Source organism: Pseudarthrobacter sp. KH_020_B (genome assembly GCF_057840185.1).
This window is the reverse complement of the sequence record NZ_CM174506.1, coordinates 4305648-4325851: the sequence shown is the minus strand read 5'-3', so window position 1 is coordinate 4325851 and position 20204 is coordinate 4305648. Positions and strand designations below refer to the sequence as shown.

Here is a 20204-nt window from a genome sequence, read left to right as displayed (position 1 = left end):
GGCGAGAACACGAGACGAAGGGCCGGGGCTGCCCCGCGGCATCTCGTGTGAAATAGATCACTTCCAGAGGTTACAGCGTAAAAGCTCTATTGCGATAGCTTTTGCGGACGCCAATTTTGCTGCGTCGGTTGCACACTTCTCACCAGCCGCGTTCCCCGCCCAGGCTTGGGATCTCGATCTGTGCCCAGGACATGCGGGAGGCCTGAGGCTAGATCGTGTAGATCAGGGAGAGCCCGAGGTGGGGAACATCCAGAGCCAGTCGATGTTGGTCCGGAGATCCGGATTTGATCCGCTCGCCAACCAAGTACCTGCCCGAGTTGCCGAGAATGACGCGGTTGCTGGCGTTGATGAGGGCGGCGTCGCCTGGGATGACACGCAGGTTTGGCATGATGAGGGGTTCCAGGTCCTTGATCCGAATGTCGCATCCGGCTACGCCGGCAAAGTTCCCGTGGACGGAAAATGGTGCGGTGAACGTAAGGATGTATTCCTCGAAGCCGAGATAGTCGACATACGGTCCCCAAAAGGTCTGCTCACCTGTGGAAGCGGCGGTCGAAAAGAACGGTAGCTTCTCATAGTCGTAATATCGATTGCTGCCTGGCGTCAGGTCAAAATCAAGCCTCCCGATGGCGCCGGACTCCTTGCGGGTCCACCATTCCCAAGATCGGCCGCCCTCCTCAACTGATTCCGCGGCGAAGAAGGTTCCGGCGCCGACAGCAAAAGTGTTCTTCGTCAGGAACTGCCGCGAGAGTTCGTCCAATCCGGCCAGAGCAGCCTTGTCGATCTTGGGCTTGCCGCCGAGATTTCGTTCAAGCAGCGAGGCCACGGAGCTGGAGAGTTTCTCAGTCTCGGTGGATACGCCGCTAATCCACGAGGTGAGGGCTGTGGCAGCTTGTACGACTTCGGTGGTGGGCGTCATTGACTATCCTGGATTGATTGGGCATAGCCGAGGCTGAGTTTCTTGTCAATCAGGTGGAAAATGTTTCGCCTGATGTGCTCAAGTACTAGTTTCTGGGCCTTCTCGGGTTGATCCTGGGCGACTGCCCGGACCAGTTCCAAGTGTTCAGCGGTTGCCTGTTCCGGGTCAAATGCAACCATGAGTGGGGTCCATAGCTGTTGAACTGTTTCTTCCTGAAGCCGGATTTCGGCATTAGCAAGCCTCGGTGATTGCGCGGCTACTGCCATCTCGATGTGGAAGCGGCTGTCAGCAGGTGCACGCAATTCGGGGGTCGTGGCCAGAACCAATGCTCGCGCAAATTCCTGAAGACGGTCGACGTCGTGTGCTTCCGCGCGCTCACAGGCCAGGCGGACGGTGGTGGCTGCTATGGCGGAATGCTCGTCTCCGATGTCGCGTATTTCCGAAATGGACGTCGACAGGAACCAATCCCGGATCGTGTCGGTCTGGGTTCGAGGCTGGTTGACCACGAAGGTCCCCCCGCTCCGGCCTCTGCGAGTCTCGACGATTCCCCGCTCGCGCAGTTCCCCCAAAGCTTCGCGAAGAGTCGCGCCGCCAACCCCAAACATTTCCGAGAGTGCCGCTTCTGGGGGCAGGCGTTCACCTACTTTGAGCAGCCCGAGGCCGATGGCCTTGGTAATCCTGTCCACGATCGCATCTGCCCTCTCGATTTCGGGCAGGGACCGATAAATCTGGGACTGGAATGAGGACGGCGAGGCCAAAAGTCTGCGCTCCGGGAAATGGGCTACGGGGTGGGTCAATAACAAGCAAGTCCGGTCAGCAGCGACAAGGACTCAGGTCGTTGTAGAGAGTCTATTCAATAAATCCTTCAAGACTGCGGCTTTCCAGCACTCCCACCCGACCTCCGGCAGTGGCACCATCCCAAAGTGTAGTCAGAACCGTCAGAAAACAGTGTTACCCCTGCCCATTCGCTTCGGGAGGATGGATATCAACCAGAAAGCGTCGTTTGGCTGCTACAGGCCAACGACCGAATAGAAGGGGAAAACATCGTGACTACGACAGCAAGTGCAGTTCGTACCGGGTACAGCAGCACAGATGACATTGTCCGGAATCTCGCCCTTGTACGGGACGAGATCGCGGACACAGCGGCCAAGATTGACGAACAGCAGATCGCCGACCTGGCCCGCCACCTCAGCCACCCTGGCCGGGTGTTCGTCGCCGGAGCCGGCCGGAGCGGCCTGGTCCTGCGGATGGCCGCCATGAGGCTGATGCACCTGGGCCTGAACGTCCACATCGCCGGTGACACCACTACTCCGGCAATCGCTTCCGGCGACCTGCTCCTGGTGGCCTCTGGATCGGGAACGACCTCGGGGGTAGTCAAGTCAGCCGAAACAGCGGCTAAGGCGGGAGCACGGATTGCCGCGTTCACCACCAACGCGAGTTCACCGCTTGCCGGCCTCGCCGACGCGCTGGTGATCGTTCCCGCAGCCCAGAAGACCGACCACGGCTCCAGCGTTTCCCGCCAGTATTCAGGTTCCCTCTTCGAGCAGGTACTTTTCCTCGCCACCGAAGCCCTCTTCCAGTCCCTGTGGGACAACACCGATGTACCGGCTGAAGAGCTCTGGCTCAGGCACGCCAACCTCGAATAACCGAGGCCTGATTTTCACCCACCGCAGTATCCACTCAATTTTCCACACCCACCGCAGTTCCCAACAGAAAGAAAACAACATCATGAAACTCCAAGTTGCTATCGACCTCCTGACCACCGAAGCCGCCCTCGAACTGGCTGGCCAGGTTGCCGAATACGTGGACATCATCGAGCTCGGTACCCCGCTGATCAAGGCTGAAGGGCTTTCCGTCATCACCGCGATCAAGAACGCCCACCCGGACAAGGTTGTTTTCGCTGACCTCAAGACCATGGACGCCGGCGAACTTGAAGCCGACATCGCCTTCAAGGCCGGCGCTGACCTGGTCACCGTGCTCGGTGCAGCCGACGACTCCACCATTGCCGGCGCCGTCAAGGCCGCCAAGGCCCACAACAAGGGCGTTGTCGTTGACCTCATCGGCGTGGCAGACAAGGTTACCCGTGCCAAGGAAGTCCGCGCATTGGGTGCGAAGTTCGTTGAGATGCACGCTGGCCTGGACGAGCAGGCAAAGCCCGGCTTCGACCTGAACGGTCTGCTCCGCGCCGGCACCGAAGCCCGCGTTCCGTTCTCCGTGGCAGGCGGCGTGAAGCTCGCCACCATCGCAGACGTCCAGAAGGCCGGCGCCGATGTCGCCGTCGCCGGCGGCGCCATCTACGGTGCAGCCGACCCGGCACTGGCAGCCAAGCAGCTCCGCGCTGCCATCAACTAGCCAGCCGGTTGACGGAGGCGTCCCGCACCCCAACGGCCGCGGGACGCCGCCTCCGGGCTGCAGGACCTTGTGATTGGGGGCCTGCAGCCCGGATTGTCTTTCCTGTACTGCCCGCGGCGATACGTCACCGCGGGCAGTACGGTTCGGTGCTGAATCCGATCCAAGAACACAACACCCCAAGGATGAGGGGTTGGCACATGGGCACACTAAACCCATGGGAAGGAACTGTTCATCATGCGTAGTCAGGCCACACACAATTTAGAAGTAGTTGTTACCGAGCCTAGCCGTCTTTACGAGTTGCTCGACGATGCCGAGGCCACCCTCCGCCAGGTAGCCAGGCCGCACTGCTATTCCGGCATTCTGGTCACCCGCCATACTCCCAGCCGGTACACCCTCGCCCTCAGCGACACCGTTCCCTACGGGGAGACCCGCGAGCAGATACTCTCGTAACCGCCGGTCCGCGGCCGCACTTCCCTGTCGAAAGTTAGAGCAACAATGTCACTTACCTACGTTGATTCAAGTGTGAAGCCCGGGTGCAAGTCAGGGCGTAATCCGCTCCGGGATCCGCGTGACCGCCGCCTGAACCGGATTGCCGGTCCGTCCTCGTTGGTGCTCTTTGGAGTGACCGGTGACCTTGCCCGTAAGAAGCTCATGCCGGCCGTGTATGACCTCGCGAACCGGGGGCTGTTGCCGCCGAGTTTCGCGTTGGTGGGTTTTGGCCGCCGTCCGTGGAAGCACGAGGACTTCGCCGCCGAGGTGAAGGCCTCGGTGCAGGCGTATTCGCGGACTTCGTTTGATGAGGCGGTGTGGAACCAGCTCGCGGAGGGTATCCGCTTTGTCCAGGGCGAGTTCGACGACGATGATGCGTTTGAGCGGCTCGGTGAAGTCATCGATGAACTCGATGGGCAGCGCGGAACGCGGGGCAATCACGCGTTCTACCTGTCCATCCCGCCGAAGGCGTTTGAGCAGGTCTGCCGGCAGCTGTCCAAGCACGGCCTCGCGCAGGCCGAGGGGGATAAATGGCGGCGGGTGGTGATCGAGAAGCCGTTCGGGCATGACCTGGACTCGGCTAGGGCGCTGAACGACATTGTGGAATCGGTGTTCCCGCCGGATGCTGTGTTCCGGATCGACCATTACCTGGGCAAGGAAACGGTGCAGAACATCCTGGCGCTGCGGTTCGCGAACCAGCTGTTTGAGCCGTTGTGGAACGCGAACTACGTGGACCACGTCCAGATCACCATGGCCGAGGACATCGGCACGGGCGGCCGGGCCGGGTACTACGACGGCGTGGGCGCCGCGCGGGACGTGATCCAGAACCACCTGCTGCAGCTGCTGGCGTTGACGGCGATGGAGGAGCCGATTTCCTTCAACGCGGACGATTTGCGGGCGGAGAAGGAAAAGGTCCTCGCCGCGGTCAAACTCCCGGCGGACCTGTCCACGCATTCGGCGCGAGGGCAGTTCGCGGGCGGCTGGCAGGGCGGGGAACAGGTCCAGGGCTATCTGGAGGAAGAGGGCATCCCGGCCGATTCGAAGACCGAGACGTTCGCGGCGGTCCGGGTCGACATCCATACCCGGCGCTGGGCCGGGGTGCCGTTCTACCTGCGGGCGGGCAAGCGCCTGGGCCGGCGGGTGACCGAGATCGCGGTGGTGTTCAAACGCGCCCCGAACCTGCTGTTCCGGGACCATGGCGAGGACGACTTCGGGCAGAACGCCGTGGTGATCCGGGTCCAGCCCGATGAGGGCGCGACCATCCGGTTCGGGTCCAAGGTCCCGGGCACCCAGATGGAAGTCCGGGACGTGACCATGGACTTCGGCTACGGGCACTCGTTCACCGAGTCCTCCCCGGAGGCGTACGAACGGCTGATCCTGGACGTGCTGCTCGGGGAGCCGCCGCTGTTCCCGCGGCACGCCGAGGTGGAGCTGTCCTGGAAGATCCTGGACCCCTTTGAAGACTACTGGGCCGGGTTGGCCGAACAGCCCGAACCCTACGCCCCGGGGTCCTGGGGCCCGGCCTCGGCGGATGAACTGCTGGCCCGTGACGGACGAACCTGGAGAAGGCCATGATTGTAGATTTGCCGGACACCACCACCTCGAAGATCTCCAAGAAGATCACCTCCCTGCGTGAGCAGGGCGGGGTGATCGCGCTGGGCCGGGTCCTGACCCTGGTGGTCGTCACCCGGTCCGGGCTCGAGGAAGAAGCGATCGAGGCCGCGAACGAGGCCAGCCGCGAACACCCCTGCCGGATCATCGTCCTCGCCGACGCCGGGCGTGAAGCCCCGGACCGGCTCGACGCGCAGATCCGGGTCGGCGGTGACGCCGGCGCGTCCGAGGTCATCGTGCTCCGCGGCTACGGCGAGCTCGCCCACGAAAGCGAATCCCTGGTCGCGGCCCTGCTCCTGCCGGACGCCCCGATCGTGGCCTGGTGGCCGCACGGGGCACCGGAGAACGCCTGCGAAACCTCCGTGGGCCGGATCGCGCACCGCCGGATCACCGACTCCGCGAACGAACCTGATCCCCAAATGGCGCTGGCGAACATCCGGGCCACGTACAAGGCCGGGGACACCGACCTCGCCTGGACCCGGCTGACGAACTGGCGGATCCAGCTCGCGGCCGTCCTGGACCAGGTGGACGGCTCACCCGTCACCGCCGTCGCCGTCGAAGGCGCCTCCGACTCACCGTCCACGATCCTGCTCGCGGCGTGGCTGACGCTGGCCCTGGACGCGCCCGTGACCATCGTCGCGGACCCTGCCGGGACCGGCATCCGGAGGGTCCGCCTCACCCGCCACACCGGCGACGTGCAGCTCTTCCGCCCCGGACTCTCAGTCGCGGAACTGACCCAGCCCGGACAGCCCGCCCAACGCATCTCGCTGCCACGCCGCAGCCTCAAAGACTGCCTCGCCGAAGAGCTCCGCCGCCTCGACCCCGACGAAGTGTTCGGCGAAACAGTCCGCAGCCTTGGCACCGCCGCAATGCAGCAAGAAACACCGATGACGTTCACGTGCAGCGGGGAGCCGGGACGTCATAACGACCGTCAGTCACTGATCGCCGTTTGACTCCGCCCGGATCCAGGAAAGGAACACAAGAATAATGGTCCACAAAGTACAGGCAGTCATCGCCAGGGAGAAGAACGCCCCGGTTTCGCTGGAGACCATCCTGGTCCCGGATCCAGGGCCGGGGGAGGCCCTGGTGGACATTCTCACCTGCGGGGTCTGCCATACGGACCTGCACTACAAGCAGGGCGGCATCGGCGACGACTTCCCATACCTGCTGGGCCATGAGGCCACGGGTGTGGTCAGCGCGGTGGGTCCCGATGTCACGCAGGTGGCGCCGGGTGACCGGGTAATCCTGAACTGGCGCGCTGTCTGTGGGGAATGCCGCGCCTGTGCCAAGGGACAGCCACAGTACTGCTTCAACACGCACACCGCGACGCAGAAGATGACCCTCGAGGACGGTACGGAGCTCTCTCCCGCGCTGGGCATTGGCGCCTTCGCGGAGAAGACGCTCGTTGCCGCCGGGCAGTGCACCAGGATTGACGACGACGCCGATCCCGCCGCCGTCGGGCTGCTCGGCTGCGGGGTGATGGCCGGCATCGGTGCCGCCATCAACACGGGCGAGGTCAAGCGCGGCGAATCCGTGGCCGTGATCGGCTGCGGCGGCGTGGGTATCGCCGCGATCGCCGGTGCAAAGCTGGCGGGTGCCACCACCATCATTGCGGTGGACATCGACGCCAACAAGGTGGAGATGGCCAAGTCCCTGGGCGCAACGCACGGCGTGGATTCCAGCAAGGAAGACCCCATCGAAGCTATCCGGGCCCTCACGAACGGCGACGGCGCGGACGTGGTGATTGACGCCGTCGGACGTCCCGAAACGTACAAGCAGGCGTTTTACGCCCGCGACCTCGCCGGCCGCATGGTGCTGGTGGGTGTCCCGACGCCGGACATGAGGCTCGAGCTGCCACTCCTGGATGTCTTCGGCCGCGGCGGTTCCCTGAAGTCCTCCTGGTACGGCGACTGCCTGCCCTCCCGTGATTTCCCCATGCTCGTGGCGCATTACAAGCAGGGCAACCTTGATCTGGACGCCTTCGTCACCGAGCGCATCACCATAAACCAGGTGGAGGAAGCTTTCGCCAAAATGCATGACGGCAAGGTCCTGCGCTCGGTCGTAGAAGTACACTCCCAGAAGGAGCACTAAATGACAGTCACCATCGCAAACCTGGTCACCTCGGGCACTTTTTCGCTCGACGGCGGTACCTGGGACGTGGACAACAACGTCTGGATCGTGGGCAACGACGATGAGTGCGTGATCATCGATTCCCCGCACGATGCGGCAGCGATCATCAACGGGGTCCGTGGCCGGAAGGTCCTGGCCATCCTGCTGACGCACGCGCACAATGACCACATCGGCGCGGCGCGGGAGGTTGCGGCCGCCGTGGGCGCCCCGATCATCCTGAACCCGGAGGACCTGGTCCTCTGGAAGCAGGTTTACCCGGATACGGACCCGGACCGGTACCACGGTGACGGCGACGTGTTTGAGGTGGGCGGCACCGCGCTGTTGGCCATCCACACGCCGGGCCATTCACCGGGCTCCACCTGCTTCTACCTCGAAAGTGAGGGAACGGTCTTCACCGGCGACACCCTCTTTAACGGTGGACCGGGAGCGACGGGACGCTCCTACAGCGACTACCCCACCATCCTGACCTCTATCCGGGAACGGCTGCTGACGCTGCCGACCGAAACCGTGGTCCGCACCGGCCACGGCGACAACACCTCCATTGGTGCGGAACGGGAAACGCTGGCTAAGGTTTCCCAATAGAGCAGGGTCCTTAACAGCAGGATCCCGTCGCAAAGGAAGTTGGAACAATGAAGTTCGGCAAGCAGCCCGCCCCCGTCGCGGACATCAACGAGGACAACCTCGAAGTCCACAAGCCCAAAACGGAAGCGGCCGGAGTCAAGGCCGTCATGGTGGCCCTCGAACGCGCCGTGGCCCAGGCCGGGGTGACCAGGACGGCGCAGTCCCTGCTGCGGCTGAACCAGCAGGGCGGGTTCGACTGCCCCGGCTGTGCCTGGCCGGAATCGGCCACGAAGCGCAAGGCGGCCGAGTTCTGCGAGAACGGGGCCAAAGCGGTGGCCGAGGAGAACACCCTCCGGACCGTGGGCGCGGAGTTCTGGGCGAAGCACCCGATCGCCGAGCTGGCGGAGAAGACCGAGTACTGGCTGGGCAACCAGGGGCGGCTGAGTGAACCTGTGGTGATCCGCGAAGGCGACACGCACTACTCGCCGATTTCCTGGGCCGAAGCCTTCGAGCTGATCGGCGAACACGTCCGGGCCTCCACGCCGGACCGGTGCATCTTCTACACCTCCGGCCGCACCGCGAACGAGACGGCGTTTATGTACCAGCTGTTCGCCCGCGCCCTGGGCACCAACAACCTGCCGGACTGTTCCAACATGTGCCACGAGTCCTCGGGCTCGGCGCTGAACCCGACCATCGGCATCGGCAAGGGCACCGTGTCCCTGGAGGACATCCACGACTCCGAACTGATCTTTGTGGTGGGGCAGAACCCCGGGACGAACCATCCCCGGATGCTGTCAGCCCTGAAGGAGTGCAAGGACAAGGGCGGCAAGGTGGTGGCGGTCAACCCGCTGCCGGAGGCCGGGCTGTTCAACTTCAAGGACCCCCAGACCGTCTCGGGTGTCGTGGGCGGCGGCACGCCGCTCGCCGACGAGTACCTTCAGATCAAGGTGGGCGGTGACCTGGCCCTGTTCCAGGCACTGGGCCACCTGCTCCTGGCGGAGGAAGAACGCAACCCGGGCACCGTCGTCGACCGCTCCTTCATCGACGCCCAAACCGACGGGTTCGATGCCTACAGTGACGCCCGTCGAGAGCTGGACTGGGCCGAGACCGAGAAGGCCACCGGCCTGTCCCGCGAGCAGATCGAGACCGTGGCCGGAATGCTGATCCGCTCCAAGGCCACGATCTTCTGCTGGGCCCTCGGCGTGACGCAGCAGCCGCACTCGGTGGACACCATCAAGGAGATGGTCAACGTCCTGCTCCTGCAGGGGAACTTCGGCAAGCCCGGCGCCGGCGCCTGCCCGGTCCGCGGGCACTCCAACGTCCAGGGCGACCGGACCATGGGCATCTGGGAAAAGCCTAAGGAGTGGCTCCTCGAAGCCCTGGATGCGGAGTTCGGGATCGCGTCCCCCCGGCACCACGGCTATGACGCCGTCGAGTCCATGGAAGCCTTCGAGCGTGACGAGGTGGACGTTTTTGTGTCCATGGGCGGCAACTTCTCGCTCGCCTGCTCCGACACGGAAACCCTGGAAGCGGGCATGCAGCGGATCGGCCTGACGGTGCACATCTCCACCAAGCCGAACCGGTCCCACGTGGTGCACGGCCGCACCTCGCTCATCCTGCCCACGCTCGGCCGGACCGACAAGGACGCCAAGCACCCCAAGGGCGCTCAGTTCCTGTCCGTGGAGGACTCCATGTCCGTGGTCCACTCCACCCAGGGCAGGCTGCAGCCCGTGTCCGAGCACCTGCTCGCCGAACCGGTGATCGTCGCGCGGATGGCAGAAGCAACCTTCGGGCCGGACCACTCCGTGGACTGGAAGGCCATGGCCGAGGACTATGACGTGGTCCGTGACCACATCTCGCGCGTCCTGCCCGGGTTCGAGGACTTCAACACCCGGGTCAGGACCAAGAACGGTTTTGTGCTGCCCAACCCGCCGCGCGATACCCGGTCGTTCAAGACGGACATCGGCCGGGGCCGCTTCACCGTCAGCCCGCTGGAATACCTGACCCCGCCGGACGGGCACCTGGTGCTCCAGACCATCCGCAGCCACGACCAGTACAACACCACGTTCTACGGCCTGGATGACCGCTACCGCGGCATCTCGGGTGGCCGCCGGGTGATCCTGGTGCACCCTGAGGACCTGGCGGAACTCGGTTTCCAGGACCGGGACCTGGTGGACGTGGTCAGCACCTTCCGTGGGCACGACCGGCAGGCAGACAAGTTCCGCCTGGTGGCCTACCCGACGGCGAAGGGCTGCGCCGCGGCTTACTTCCCCGAAGCGAACGCCCTGGTCCACAAGGAAAACGTGGCCCGGGAGTCCAACACCCCGGGGTTCAAGGCAATGTTCGTCCGGTTTGTGCCGCACATGGCCGAGCGGTAAGTCCCGCCGGTGGTTGAGCTTGTCGAAACCCCTGTTTCGACAAGCTCAACCACCGGGGGACCGGGTCACCGGAGCCCGTGGCTGTGCGCGAGGGCGATCGCCTCGGTGCGGGAGCCGACGTCGAGCTTTTTGAACAGGTTCCGCACGTGGAACTTGACCGTGTTCTCGCTGATGCCCAGCGTGGAGGCGATGGTCCGGTTGCGGTGCCCGGCGACAAGGTGCTGGAGCACCTCGAGTTCCCGGGCGGCAAGATCCCAGCCGGCGACATCCCCGGCCGGGCTCGTCTTCTGCAGGTCCAGGGGGAGGGTGACAAAAACGTCCGCACCCCAACCCGGCATAACATCGATCCGCAGTGTTCCGGTGAGCGCCTGGACCCGGCGGTCCAGGCGGGCGATGCTCGGCGCGTCGGCTTTGAGCGCACCCCGGCCGTCGTCGCGGACGTTGATCAGCAGGTTTTCGCCATCGCAGTCCCACTGCGTCCGTACCCTGCTGACATCCGGTTGTTCCGTCATGGCCAGCACAAGTCCACGGACGATCGCCCGGGCCGCGTGGGCAACTTCGCCGGGCAGGGCCCTTCCGTTGAGCGGCGGTTCAATGAATTCGATCTCGATGCCGCTGTAGCGTGTGAGCGGCCGCAGGTCCTCCCGCAGACGTTCGAAGGCCTTGGCGACGGGCTCTTTCACCAGGTCTGTTGTGCGGTCGCTGTGGGTCCGGAGCCCGATCAAAGCCTTGGCGGTGAGGTCGGTGACGGTTGTGCGGGCTGCCGCATCGTCCAGGGATGTTGAACGAAGCGCTGCCAGGAGGGTCTCCAAGGTGGTGGAGTGCAGGTCGGTCAGTTCCGCCGTCACGCGGAGGCGTTCAGCGGATGCCGCCCGCGATTCGAGCAGGTACGACGGCGGCGCATCAGCCACCTTCTCCCGGATCCGCCGCGCAGTCAGGGCCCACAGATACGTCACCAGGTCCAGCCCGGCGCTGCGCCCCGAATCGGCACTGGGATCCGTGAGCACGAGGAGGGCGTTGCTGGAAGCGTGTTTCAGGGCGAGCACGGGGCGGGTCTGGCCGGCGAGCTCGGCTTCCCCGAACCAAGGCCCCTCATCCTTAAGGACGGCGCGGAGCGTGTCCAGCTCGGTGATGGAGACCCGGGAAATGATGTCCTCATCGCCAGCCTTCTTCTGCGGGCGGCCTGTGCAGTCTTCCGTAAAGATCACCAGCGCGCTGCTTTCCATGTAGGGCAGCGTGGCATCACGCAGGCGCTCCGCTATCTGGGCGAGGGGGGCATCGGCCAAGGCTGCCACGCTCTGTAAAAGCGGCCACGGCAGGTCTGGAAGAGGCATGGTGAATTCCTTCACGGGCTGATGGGCGACGGTGCTCATCCGGACAGCCTACCCGGGCGGAAACGTCCTTCCAACCCAAAAGGGTAGTAAGAACCGTCAGAAAACAGTGTTACCCCTGCCCATTTGGTTCGCAATCATGGATATCAACCAGAAAGCATCCGTCCGGCCGCTCCAGGCCGACCAGATCCAAAAGGACAAAACCGTGAACCCGACAACAAATGTGACGCTCCCCGGTGCTGCAACTGCAGCAACACTCAACTGGACGCCCGCAGACGACCGCGCAGTGGACACCGCCCGAGTTTTGGCCGCGGACGCCGTCGAGAAGGTTGGCAACGGCCACCCCGGCACGGCCATGAGCCTTGCCCCGGCCGCCTACCTTCTTTTCCAGAAGCTGATGCGCCACGATCCCCGTGACCCGGACTGGCTGGGACGTGACCGGTTCATCCTGTCACCCGGCCACTCCTCGCTGACCCTCTACATCCAGCTGTTCCTCTCCGGCTACGGCCTGGAATTGGATGACCTCAAGGCGCTCCGCACCTGGGACTCCCTCACACCGGGCCACCCGGAGTACAAGCACACGGCCGGCGTGGAGATCACCACCGGCCCGCTGGGCCAGGGCCTGGCCTCCTCGGTGGGTTTCGCCTACTCCCAGCGCCGGATGCGCGGCCTGTTCGACGCCGACGCTGCCGAGGGCACGTCCCCGTTTGACCACACCATCTGGGTCATCGCGTCCGACGGCGACATCCAGGAAGGCGTGACCTCCGAGGCTTCTTCGCTGGCCGGCCACCAGGAGCTGGGCAACCTCGTGGTGGTGTACGACGAGAACCACATCTCCATCGAGGACGATACCGACATCTCCTTCACCGAGGATGTCCTCAAGCGCTACGAGGCCTACGGCTGGCACACCCAGCGCGTGGACTGGACCGAGACCGGCGAATACGTCGAAGACGTCCAGGAGCTATACTCGGCGCTGCTCGCGGCCAAGGCCGAGACGTCCAAGCCGTCCATCATCTCGCTGCGGACCATCATCGGCTACCCGGCGCCGAAGAAGCAGAACACCGGCAAGATCCACGGTTCCGCCCTCGGTGCTGATGAGGTGGCAGGCCTGAAGTCCGTGCTGGGCTTCGATCCGGCCAAGTCTTTCGAGGTGGACCAGGACGTCCTGGCCCACGCCCGTGCCGTCGTCGACCGCGGCGCTGCCGCCCGCAGCGAATGGGATTCCTCATTCGAGGCATGGCAGTCAGCCAACCCTGAGGGCGCCGCCTTGTTGGAGCGGATCGAAGCCAAGAAGCTTCCCGCCGGACTCGATGCAGTCCTGCCGGTCTTCGAAGCCGGCAAGGATGTTTCCACGCGCGCCGCGTCGGGCAAGGTGCTCAACGCGCTGGGCCCGGTCATGCCGGAGCTGTGGGGCGGTTCGGCCGACCTGGCGGAGTCGAACAACACCACCATCGAAGGCTCACCGTCGTTCATCCCGGTCTCCCGCTCCACTGATGCCTGGAAGGGCAACCCGTATGGCCGGGTCCTGCACTTCGGCATCCGTGAGCACGCTGCGGCCTCGATCGTGAACGGCATTTCGCTGCATGGCCGGACCCGTGCGTTCTCGGGTACGTTCCTGATCTTCAGTGACTACCAGCGCCCGGCCATCCGCCTCTCCGCCCTGATGGGTGTCCCGTCCATCTATGTCTGGTCCCATGACTCCATTGGCCTGGGCGAGGACGGCCCCACCCACCAGCCGGTGGAGCAGCTCTCCACCCTGCGTGCCATTGTGGGCCTGGACGTTGTCCGCCCCGGTGACGCGAACGAGGTGGGCATAGCGTGGAAGACCATGCTGGAGAACCACGCGAACCCGGCCGGTATCGTCCTGACCCGTCAGAATGTTCCCACGTTCTCCCGCGGTAATGGCGCGGCACAGGGTGACACCTTTGCTTCCCCGGCGGGTGTGGCCAAGGGCGGCTACGTGCTGGCCGAAGCTTCCAAGGACGGCGCCACCGTTCCGGCCGACGTGCTGCTGATCGCGACAGGCTCCGAGGTCCAGCTGGCCGTTCAGGCCCGCGAAGACCTCCAGGCCGAAGGCATCGCTGCCCGCGTTGTCTCCATGCCGTGCGTTGAGTGGTTCAACAAGCAGGACGCCGCTTACCGCGAGTCCGTGCTCCCCGCTGCCGTCAAGGCCCGCGTCTCCGTGGAGGCCGGGCTGGCCCTGGGCTGGAGGGAATTCGTCGGCGACGCCGGCCGTTCCATCTCGCTCGAGCACTACGGCGCTTCCGCCGACTACAAGCGCCTGTTCCAGGAGTTCGGCATCACCGCGGAGGCTGTCGCCGCCGCCGCCAAGGATTCCCTGGCCGCTGCCCGCAACTGACCTTTTACCTGCACTGCGGCTGGTGCCGCGGGACGGCCTCATGGGGACGTCCCGCGGCGCGGCCGCGCACTGTCACCAGTCCATAATTTCTTGAAGGAAGAAGCAGAAGCCATGACCAACGCAACCCCTACCGCCCAGCTCTCCGACGCCGGTGTGTCCATCTGGCTCGACGACCTCTCGCGTGAGCGTCTCGCCAGCGGCAGCCTGCAGAAGCTCATCGACGAAAAGAACGTGGTGGGCGTGACCACCAACCCGTCCATCTTCCAGGCCGCGATCACCTCCGGCTCGGACTACGACGCAAAGATCGCCGAACTTGCCGCGCAGGGCGCCGGTGTTGAGGAGACCATCTTCGAGATCACCACGGCCGACGTCGCTGACGCCTGCGACCTGTTCGCGCCGATCGCCGCAGCGACCAAAGGTGTTGACGGCCGTGTGTCCATCGAGGTTGACCCCCGGCTGGCCTGGGACACGGCCGGCACCATCGCCGAGGCCAAGAACCTCTACAAGAAGGTGGACAAGGACAACGTCCACATCAAGATCCCGGCAACCCGTGAAGGCCTCGCGGCCATCACGGCTACCCTCGCCGAGGGCATCAGCGTCAACGTGACCCTGATCTTCTCCCTCGAGCGCTACCGCGCCGTCATCAACGCCTTCCAGTCCGGCCTGGAGCAGGCCAGGGACAACGGCCATGACCTCGCCAGGATCCACTCCGTGGCCTCGTTCTTCGTCTCCCGCGTGGACTCCGAAATCGACAAGCGCCTCGACGCCCTCGGCACGGACCAGGCCAAGGCCCTCAAGGGCAAGGCCGGCGTGGCCAACGCCCGCCTGGCCTACCAGGTCTACGAAGAGCTGTTCGCCACCGAGCGCTGGGCGGTCCTGGCTGAAGCCGGCGCCCTCCCGCAGCGTCCGCTGTGGGCCTCCACCGGCGTCAAGGACCCCGCCTACCCCGACACCCTGTACGTCACCGAACTGGCAGCCCCCGGCGTCGTCAACACGATGCCGGAGAAGACGCTGGACGCGACGTTCGATCACGGCGTGGTCACCGGTGACACGATCTCCGGCGCCTACGCCGAGTCCAAGGCCGTGCTGTACGCGCTGGACGCCCTGGGCATCTCCTACAACGAGGTTGTCGCGCTCCTCGAATCCGAGGGCCTGGACAAGTTCGTGGCCAGCTGGAAGGAACTGCTGGCCGACGTCGAAGGCGCCCTCGCCACCGCACGGAAGGCATCCTGACCCGAGCCCTGACCGCTACCGAAAGGCAGACATCATGTCCGCATCACCTCTGAACTGCTGCATCAACCCCAGCATCCTCTCGGCCGACTTCGTCAATCTCGAGGCCGAGCTTGCCCGCATCAGCAACGCCGATGCCGTGCACGTGGATGTTATGGACAACCACTTTGTGCCAAACCTGACCATCGGACTGCCAGTTGTTGAACGGCTGCAGAAGGTCAGCCCCGTCCCGTTGGACGCCCACCTGATGATTGCCAATGTGGACCGCTGGGCGCCGCAGTACGCCGACGCCGGCCTGAGCTCGGTGACGTTCCACGTGGAGGCATCGGATGCCCCCATCAAACTCGCCCGCGAACTTCGCGCCCGCGGGGCCAAAGCGGGCATGGCACTGCGTCCGGCCACCCCGGTGGAACCGTACCTGGACATGCTCCCCGAACTGGACATGCTGTTGATCATGACCGTGGAGCCGGGCTTTGGCGGCCAGGCGTTCCTGGACGTTATGCTGCCGAAGATCCGCCGTGCCCGCGCCGCGGTTGAAGGTTCAGGGGTGAACGTGGCCATCCAGGTGGACGGCGGCATCACTGAGGAAACCATCACCCGCGCCGCGGAGGCCGGTGCCAACGTCTTTGTGGCCGGATCGGCCGTGTACGGCAAGCCCTCTCCTGCGGATGCCATCGAGTCACTGCGCACGAACGGGCAGCTCGCTTTCGGCCCACGGGCCCTCGACCTCCACAACACCGCACCCCAACCAGCCTGAAGGAGCACACATGCGCGTTCACATCGCAACCGACCACGCCGGGATGGAGCTAAGCTCCCACCTTATTACTGCGCTGTCTGCCAGGGGCTACGAGATGGTGGACCACGGGCCGGCCGCCTATGATGCCGAGGACGACTACCCGGCCTTCTGCATCAACGCCGCGGCCGCCGTCGTGGTTGACCAGGCAGCGGGGGTGGACGCCCTCGGAATTGTGCTGGGCGGCTCCGGCAACGGCGAGCAGATCGCCGCGAACAAGGTCAAGGGCGTCCGCGCAGCCTTGGCCTGGAACCTCGACACGGCAAAACTGGCCCGCGAACACAACAACGCCAACGTGGTGGCAGTAGGCGGGCGGCAGCACAGCGTGCAGGAGGCCACCGAACTGATCGAAGCGTTCCTGGCAGAACCGTTCAGCAACGCGGAGCGCCATGAACGCCGCATCGGCAAGATCGCCACCTACGAAACCACCGGCGAGGTGGCCGAGTAAAACCCGGCTGCGTCATAGCCCCGTCCCATGCGGCGGGGCTATGACGTGGCCCGCGTTTTTTCCAGCCATGGTCGGGCACAGGGAAGCGCGAACGGACACTTGAGGCCCCTCCGCTGCGGGGCCTCAAGTGTCCGTTCGCGCTGATCAGGCTTAGCCGAACAGGACCGCAGCCTCGTCGTAGCGGTCCTGCGGGACTGTCTTCAGCTGGCCCAGGGCTTCCTGGAAGTTCACGTGCCGGATATCGGTGCCCTTGAGGGCCACCATGGTGCCCCAGCAGCCCTCCACCACTGAGTCGATCGCCGCCATGCCCAAACGCGTGGCCAAGACGCGGTCGAAGGCCGACGGGACGCCCCCGCGCTGGATGTGGCCCAGGATAGTGGCCCGGGTTTCGATGCCGGTCCGGGCTTCCAGTTCCGGGACCAGCTGGTCCGCGATGCCGCCCAGGCGGGGGCGGCCGAAGGTGTCCAGGCCGCGCTCTGAGTGCGCGGATTCCATGTGCTCCGGAACAAACCCTTCGGCCACCACCACCAGGGGTGCGCGTCCGCGGGCATGGGCTTCCTTCACCCACTGCGCGATCTGTTCGATGCTGATCTTCTGTTCCGGGATCAGGATGGCGTGGGCGCCGGCGGCCATGCCCGCGTGCAGGGCGATCCAGCCCACATGCCGGCCCATGACTTCGGCGATCATGCAGCGGTGGTGGGATTCCGCGGTGGTTCGCAGCCGGTCAATGGCTTCGGTGGCAATCTGCACGGCGGTGTCGAAGCCGAAGGTGTAGTCGGTGGCGTCGAGGTCGTTGTCCACCGTCTTGGGAACACCCACGATCTTCAGCCCGGCGTCGGTCAGCCGCTTTGCCGCCGCCAGGGTTCCCTCGCCGCCGATCGCGATGATGGCGTCGATGCCCAAGCGGTCCATGTGGGCCTTGATCACTTCAGGGCCGCCGCCGTTTTCGAAGGGGTTGGTGCGGGAGGTGCCTAGGATGGTCCCGCCCTGTTTGGCGATGCCGCGGACCATGCTGCGGGGGATGTCGATGATGTCGCCCTCGACGACGCCGCGCCAGCCGTCGAGAAACCCGACGAACTCGTGGCCGTGGACGGTAATGCCCTTAAGCACGGCCCCGCGGATGACAGCGTTCAGGCCGGGGCAGTCGCCGCCGCTGGTGAGAATTCCAATTTTCATGTGTCGGCTCAAATTCTGGGAGAAGGTTTACAGGCAAAGCGCCACGCCGCACAAGCCTGAGCTGCACGTGCCGTTTCAAGGCGAGACTCCTGTTGGGGACTGCCCGCCATTGACCTGCTGATCATGCTTGGCCGCCAGGACGGCGAGATCGTGGATGAGCTGTTGCATCTCCCGGTCGCGGCCTCGGACGGGCCGGACCTGGGAGAGGGGAACAGGTTTCCTGAAAGGAGTGGGAACGGGGGGCCGCTCTGTAGACGGCGGCGTGCGAGGCGGCTCCTTACCCGCAGAGGAATCAATAAAGAGCATTGAGTCTCCTTCAGCTAGGCCGATTTCAACGCGGCGAGCACTGACATGGCCTCCTGAACCACATCCCTGGCGGGGAACGACGGCCGGTTGACGCCTGCCATTTCCTCCATGACCCGGACCACCTGGCAGCTGTAGCCGAACTCGTTGTCGTACCAGACGTACAGGACGAGGTTCTTGCCATTGGAGATGGTGGCCAGGCCATCCACAATGCCGGCATGACGGGAACCAACGAAGTCCGTGGAAACAACTTCAGGTGAATCCATGAAGTCGATCTGCTTGCGCAGGTCCGAATGCAGCGACATGTCGCGGAGGAAGCTGTTGACCTCCTCCTTGGTGGTGCCGTTCTCCAGGCTGAGATTCAGGATGGCCAGCGAAACGTCCGGAGTGGGGACGCGGATGGAACTTCCGGTGAGCTTGCCCTGCAGCTCGGGGAGCGCCTTGGCCACGGCGGTGGCTGCACCGGTTTCGGTGATGACCATGTTCAGCGCGGCGGAGCGGCCGCGGCGGTCGCCCTTGTGGAAGTTGTCGATCAGGTTCTGGTCGTTGGTGAAGGAGTGGACGGTTTCCACGTGGCCGTGGATCACGCCGAACCTGTCGTTGATGGCCTTCAGGACCGGCGTGATGGCGTTGGTGGTGCAGGACGCCGCGGAAACGATCTGGTCCGAGTCCAGGATGGTTCCGTGGTTGATGCCGTGCACGATGTTCTTCATCGCACCCTTGCCCGGGGCAGTGAGGAGCACACGCGCCACGCCCTTGCTCTGCAGGTGCTGCGACAGGCCTTCAGCGTCACGCCAGCGGCCGGTGTTGTCCACGACGAGGGCGTTCTTGATGCCGTAGGCGGTGTAGTCGATCGTGGCGGGGTTGTCCGAGTAGATGACCTGGACCCGGACACCGTTCGCGGTGATGGTGTTGGCTTCCTCGTCAACGCGGATGGTGCCCTCGAAAGGGCCGTGGACCGAGTCGCGGCGCAGCAGGCTGGCGCGCTTGGTGAGGTCCTGGTCCGAGCCGCGGCGCACCACGATGGCACGCAGGCGCAGGCCGTGGCCGCCGCCTGCCTTTTCGATCAGGAGGCGGGCCAGCAGGCGGCCGATCCGGCCAAAGCCGTAGAGCACAACGTCCGTGCTGGCGCGGTCATCAGTGCCGCGCTTGCCGACGACGTCGGCGAGTTCCGTGCGGAGGAACTCTTCCACGGTTGCCCCGCCGCCCTCTTCCTTGAATTTCTGGTTGAGGCGGGCAATATCGATCGCAGCAGCGCCCAACTCCAAGCCGGCGAGGGTGTTCAGGAGCGGGGCGGTTTCCTCCAGGAGCAGTTCGTCTTTGCTGATCCGGCGCGCGAAGCGGTGGGCCTTCAGGATGTTCATAGTGGACTTGTTGACCAAGCTGCGCCCATGGATGCTGGTGACCACATTGTTTTCGCGGTACAGCCGGCCAATCACCGGAATCATTGCCTCGGCAAGGGCCTCCCGGCCCATCCACGTCACAAGGCACGAATCTGAGGGTTGTAGCATGGGGCGTCCTTTCGCAATGGGCGGTTCGGTTGGAGCTTTGCTTAGCCTCCATGGTCCTGTCATTTGCGGATAGGGGAAACGCTATTTCGGGATGGTTTTAACTACCCCATTGGGTAGTCTGGGCGGCGCGCCGTGGCGGCGCGCGGTCGCTTCCCCACCCGAACGGGCTGGGCTACAGTGCCTCTAACTGGTTATCCACCAGCCCGCCGGAGACCTTGCCGGCGAGTAGAAGCAGAAAGGCAAAACCAATGAGCGTAACTTTCCAGCCCACCGAACTCTTCAAGGGGAAACTAGACGAATCCCCGCTCGGCCCTCCGTTGGCCGAGGTGCTCGGCGACGAGATCCCCACGCGAATTTCCATTCCCTTTACCAGCGACGATTCCCGCATCCTCTCCGGAGTCTGGGAAGCCGATCCAGGCCTCTCCCGGTGGGAGTTCCTTGAGCGCGGTGAGGCGATTCACGTCCTGGAAGGCCGCATGGTGGTCACCCAGGATGGCGCTGAGCCGATCACCCTGGAGGCCGGAACCGCCGCCGTCTTCCCGATCGGGTGGCAGGGGACATGGGAGATCCAGGAGCGGATCAGGAAATTCTTTGTCATTTTCGCTGCCTGACCGCG

At 64.6% G+C, this 20204-nt stretch carries 18 protein-coding genes; 13 read left to right on the top strand and 5 right to left on the bottom strand.

Going from position 1 to position 20204, the window contains the following annotated elements; all coding sequences use genetic code 11:
• Positions 1–208 precede the first annotated feature (208 nt).
• Positions 209–916, bottom strand: coding sequence for a cache domain-containing protein (locus tag AC3IT0_RS20225; RefSeq protein ID WP_489321433.1), 708 nt, complete (start codon positions 914–916; stop codon positions 209–211).
• Positions 913–1602, bottom strand: a complete 690-nt coding sequence (locus AC3IT0_RS20220; RefSeq protein WP_489321432.1) for a FadR/GntR family transcriptional regulator — start codon at positions 1600–1602, stop codon at positions 913–915. The genes AC3IT0_RS20225 and AC3IT0_RS20220 overlap by 4 nt, the downstream gene beginning before the upstream one ends.
• 360 nt (positions 1603–1962) lie before the next feature.
• On the opposite strand from AC3IT0_RS20220, the gene hxlB reads away from it, so the two are divergent.
• The 8 genes from hxlB (at position 1963) to AC3IT0_RS20180 (ending at position 10437) form a co-directional block, all read left to right on the top strand.
• Positions 1963–2562 carry a 6-phospho-3-hexuloisomerase gene (hxlB, locus tag AC3IT0_RS20215; protein ID WP_489321431.1) on the top strand — a complete coding sequence of 200 codons (600 nt, stop codon included), beginning with the start codon at positions 1963–1965 and terminating at the stop codon, positions 2560–2562.
• An 82-nt stretch (positions 2563–2644) separates the two neighbouring features.
• Complete coding sequence (gene hxlA / locus AC3IT0_RS20210) at positions 2645–3268, top strand: 3-hexulose-6-phosphate synthase (protein WP_489321430.1); 624 nt, start codon at positions 2645–2647, stop codon at positions 3266–3268.
• A gap of 297 nt (positions 3269–3565) precedes the next feature.
• On the top strand, positions 3566–3718 hold the full coding sequence (locus tag AC3IT0_RS20205; protein ID WP_489321429.1) for a hypothetical protein: 153 nt from the start codon (positions 3566–3568) through the stop codon (positions 3716–3718).
• A 45-nt stretch (positions 3719–3763) separates the two neighbouring features.
• On the top strand, positions 3764–5332 hold the full coding sequence (zwf, locus tag AC3IT0_RS20200) for a glucose-6-phosphate dehydrogenase (RefSeq protein ID WP_489321428.1): 1569 nt from the start codon (positions 3764–3766) through the stop codon (positions 5330–5332).
• On the top strand, positions 5329–6321 hold the full coding sequence (locus tag AC3IT0_RS20195) for a glucose-6-phosphate dehydrogenase assembly protein OpcA (protein WP_489321427.1): 993 nt from the start codon (positions 5329–5331) through the stop codon (positions 6319–6321). The genes zwf and AC3IT0_RS20195 overlap by 4 nt, the downstream gene beginning before the upstream one ends.
• A gap of 34 nt (positions 6322–6355) precedes the next feature.
• Entirely contained in the window at positions 6356–7459 is a 1104-nt protein-coding gene (locus AC3IT0_RS20190) for an S-(hydroxymethyl)mycothiol dehydrogenase (protein WP_489321426.1), read from the top strand.
• Positions 7460–8080 (top strand): MBL fold metallo-hydrolase, encoded by a 621-nt coding sequence (locus AC3IT0_RS20185; protein ID WP_489321425.1) that lies wholly within the window; start codon positions 7460–7462, stop codon positions 8078–8080. It abuts the gene before it with no gap.
• A gap of 47 nt (positions 8081–8127) precedes the next feature.
• Positions 8128–10437 (top strand): FdhF/YdeP family oxidoreductase, encoded by a 2310-nt coding sequence (locus AC3IT0_RS20180; protein WP_489321424.1) that lies wholly within the window; start codon positions 8128–8130, stop codon positions 10435–10437.
• A 65-nt stretch (positions 10438–10502) separates the two neighbouring features.
• On the opposite strand, the gene AC3IT0_RS20175 is transcribed toward AC3IT0_RS20180, so the two are convergent.
• Positions 10503–11771, bottom strand: coding sequence for a helix-turn-helix transcriptional regulator (locus tag AC3IT0_RS20175; RefSeq protein ID WP_489323854.1), 1269 nt, complete (start codon positions 11769–11771; stop codon positions 10503–10505).
• A 136-nt stretch (positions 11772–11907) separates the two neighbouring features.
• Between AC3IT0_RS20175 and tkt the strand changes: the two genes are divergently transcribed.
• From tkt to AC3IT0_RS20155, 4 genes are all read left to right on the top strand, one after another.
• The gene (gene tkt, locus AC3IT0_RS20170; protein WP_489321423.1) at positions 11908–14127 is read left to right on the top strand and encodes a transketolase; all 2220 of its coding nucleotides are present in this window, start codon (positions 11908–11910) and stop codon (positions 14125–14127) included.
• Positions 14128–14238: 111 nt separating this feature from the next.
• Positions 14239–15360 carry a transaldolase gene (tal, locus tag AC3IT0_RS20165; protein WP_489321422.1) on the top strand — a complete coding sequence of 374 codons (1122 nt, stop codon included), beginning with the start codon at positions 14239–14241 and terminating at the stop codon, positions 15358–15360.
• Between the two features lie 34 nt (positions 15361–15394).
• Positions 15395–16114, top strand: a complete 720-nt coding sequence (rpe, locus tag AC3IT0_RS20160; protein ID WP_489321421.1) for a ribulose-phosphate 3-epimerase — start codon at positions 15395–15397, stop codon at positions 16112–16114.
• Positions 16115–16124: 10 nt separating this feature from the next.
• Positions 16125–16598, top strand: a complete 474-nt coding sequence (locus AC3IT0_RS20155) for a ribose-5-phosphate isomerase (RefSeq protein WP_489321420.1) — start codon at positions 16125–16127, stop codon at positions 16596–16598.
• Positions 16599–16748: 150 nt separating this feature from the next.
• On the opposite strand, the gene AC3IT0_RS20150 is transcribed toward AC3IT0_RS20155, so the two are convergent.
• Positions 16749–17774 (bottom strand): ATP-dependent 6-phosphofructokinase, encoded by a 1026-nt coding sequence (locus AC3IT0_RS20150; protein ID WP_489321419.1) that lies wholly within the window; start codon positions 17772–17774, stop codon positions 16749–16751.
• Between the two features lie 320 nt (positions 17775–18094).
• Positions 18095–19552, bottom strand: coding sequence for a glyceraldehyde-3-phosphate dehydrogenase (locus AC3IT0_RS20145; RefSeq protein ID WP_489323853.1), 1458 nt, complete (start codon positions 19550–19552; stop codon positions 18095–18097).
• A 284-nt stretch (positions 19553–19836) separates the two neighbouring features.
• Between AC3IT0_RS20145 and AC3IT0_RS20140 the strand changes: the two genes are divergently transcribed.
• Positions 19837–20199: a cupin domain-containing protein gene (locus tag AC3IT0_RS20140; protein WP_489321418.1), complete on the top strand. Its 363-nt coding sequence runs from the start codon at positions 19837–19839 to the stop codon at positions 20197–20199.
• Positions 20200–20204 lie beyond the last annotated feature (5 nt).

What these genes read in the sequence shown, in the direction of transcription:
- AC3IT0_RS20185 (WP_489321425.1), top strand. Translation starts at nt 7,460, where the DNA reads ATGACAGTCACCATCGCAAACCTGGTCACCTCGGGCACTTTTTCGCTC.
- AC3IT0_RS20225 (WP_489321433.1), bottom strand. Translation starts at nt 916, where the DNA reads ATGACGCCCACCACCGAAGTCGTACAAGCTGCCACAGCCCTCACCTCG.
- AC3IT0_RS20150 (WP_489321419.1), bottom strand. Translation starts at nt 17,774, where the DNA reads ATGAAAATTGGAATTCTCACCAGCGGCGGCGACTGCCCCGGCCTGAAC.
- AC3IT0_RS20195 (WP_489321427.1), top strand. Translation starts at nt 5,329, where the DNA reads ATGATTGTAGATTTGCCGGACACCACCACCTCGAAGATCTCCAAGAAG.
- tkt (WP_489321423.1), top strand. Translation starts at nt 11,908, where the DNA reads ATGGATATCAACCAGAAAGCATCCGTCCGGCCGCTCCAGGCCGACCAG.
- AC3IT0_RS20175 (WP_489323854.1), bottom strand. Translation starts at nt 11,771, where the DNA reads ATGCCTCTTCCAGACCTGCCGTGGCCGCTTTTACAGAGCGTGGCAGCC.
- AC3IT0_RS20145 (WP_489323853.1), bottom strand. Translation starts at nt 19,552, where the DNA reads ATGGGCCGGGAGGCCCTTGCCGAGGCAATGATTCCGGTGATTGGCCGG.
- rpe (WP_489321421.1), top strand. Translation starts at nt 15,395, where the DNA reads ATGTCCGCATCACCTCTGAACTGCTGCATCAACCCCAGCATCCTCTCG.
- AC3IT0_RS20140 (WP_489321418.1), top strand. Translation starts at nt 19,837, where the DNA reads ATGAGCGTAACTTTCCAGCCCACCGAACTCTTCAAGGGGAAACTAGAC.
- AC3IT0_RS20190 (WP_489321426.1), top strand. Translation starts at nt 6,356, where the DNA reads ATGGTCCACAAAGTACAGGCAGTCATCGCCAGGGAGAAGAACGCCCCG.
- AC3IT0_RS20180 (WP_489321424.1), top strand. Translation starts at nt 8,128, where the DNA reads ATGAAGTTCGGCAAGCAGCCCGCCCCCGTCGCGGACATCAACGAGGAC.
- zwf (WP_489321428.1), top strand. Translation starts at nt 3,764, where the DNA reads ATGTCACTTACCTACGTTGATTCAAGTGTGAAGCCCGGGTGCAAGTCA.
- tal (WP_489321422.1), top strand. Translation starts at nt 14,239, where the DNA reads ATGACCAACGCAACCCCTACCGCCCAGCTCTCCGACGCCGGTGTGTCC.
- AC3IT0_RS20155 (WP_489321420.1), top strand. Translation starts at nt 16,125, where the DNA reads ATGCGCGTTCACATCGCAACCGACCACGCCGGGATGGAGCTAAGCTCC.
- hxlA (WP_489321430.1), top strand. Translation starts at nt 2,645, where the DNA reads ATGAAACTCCAAGTTGCTATCGACCTCCTGACCACCGAAGCCGCCCTC.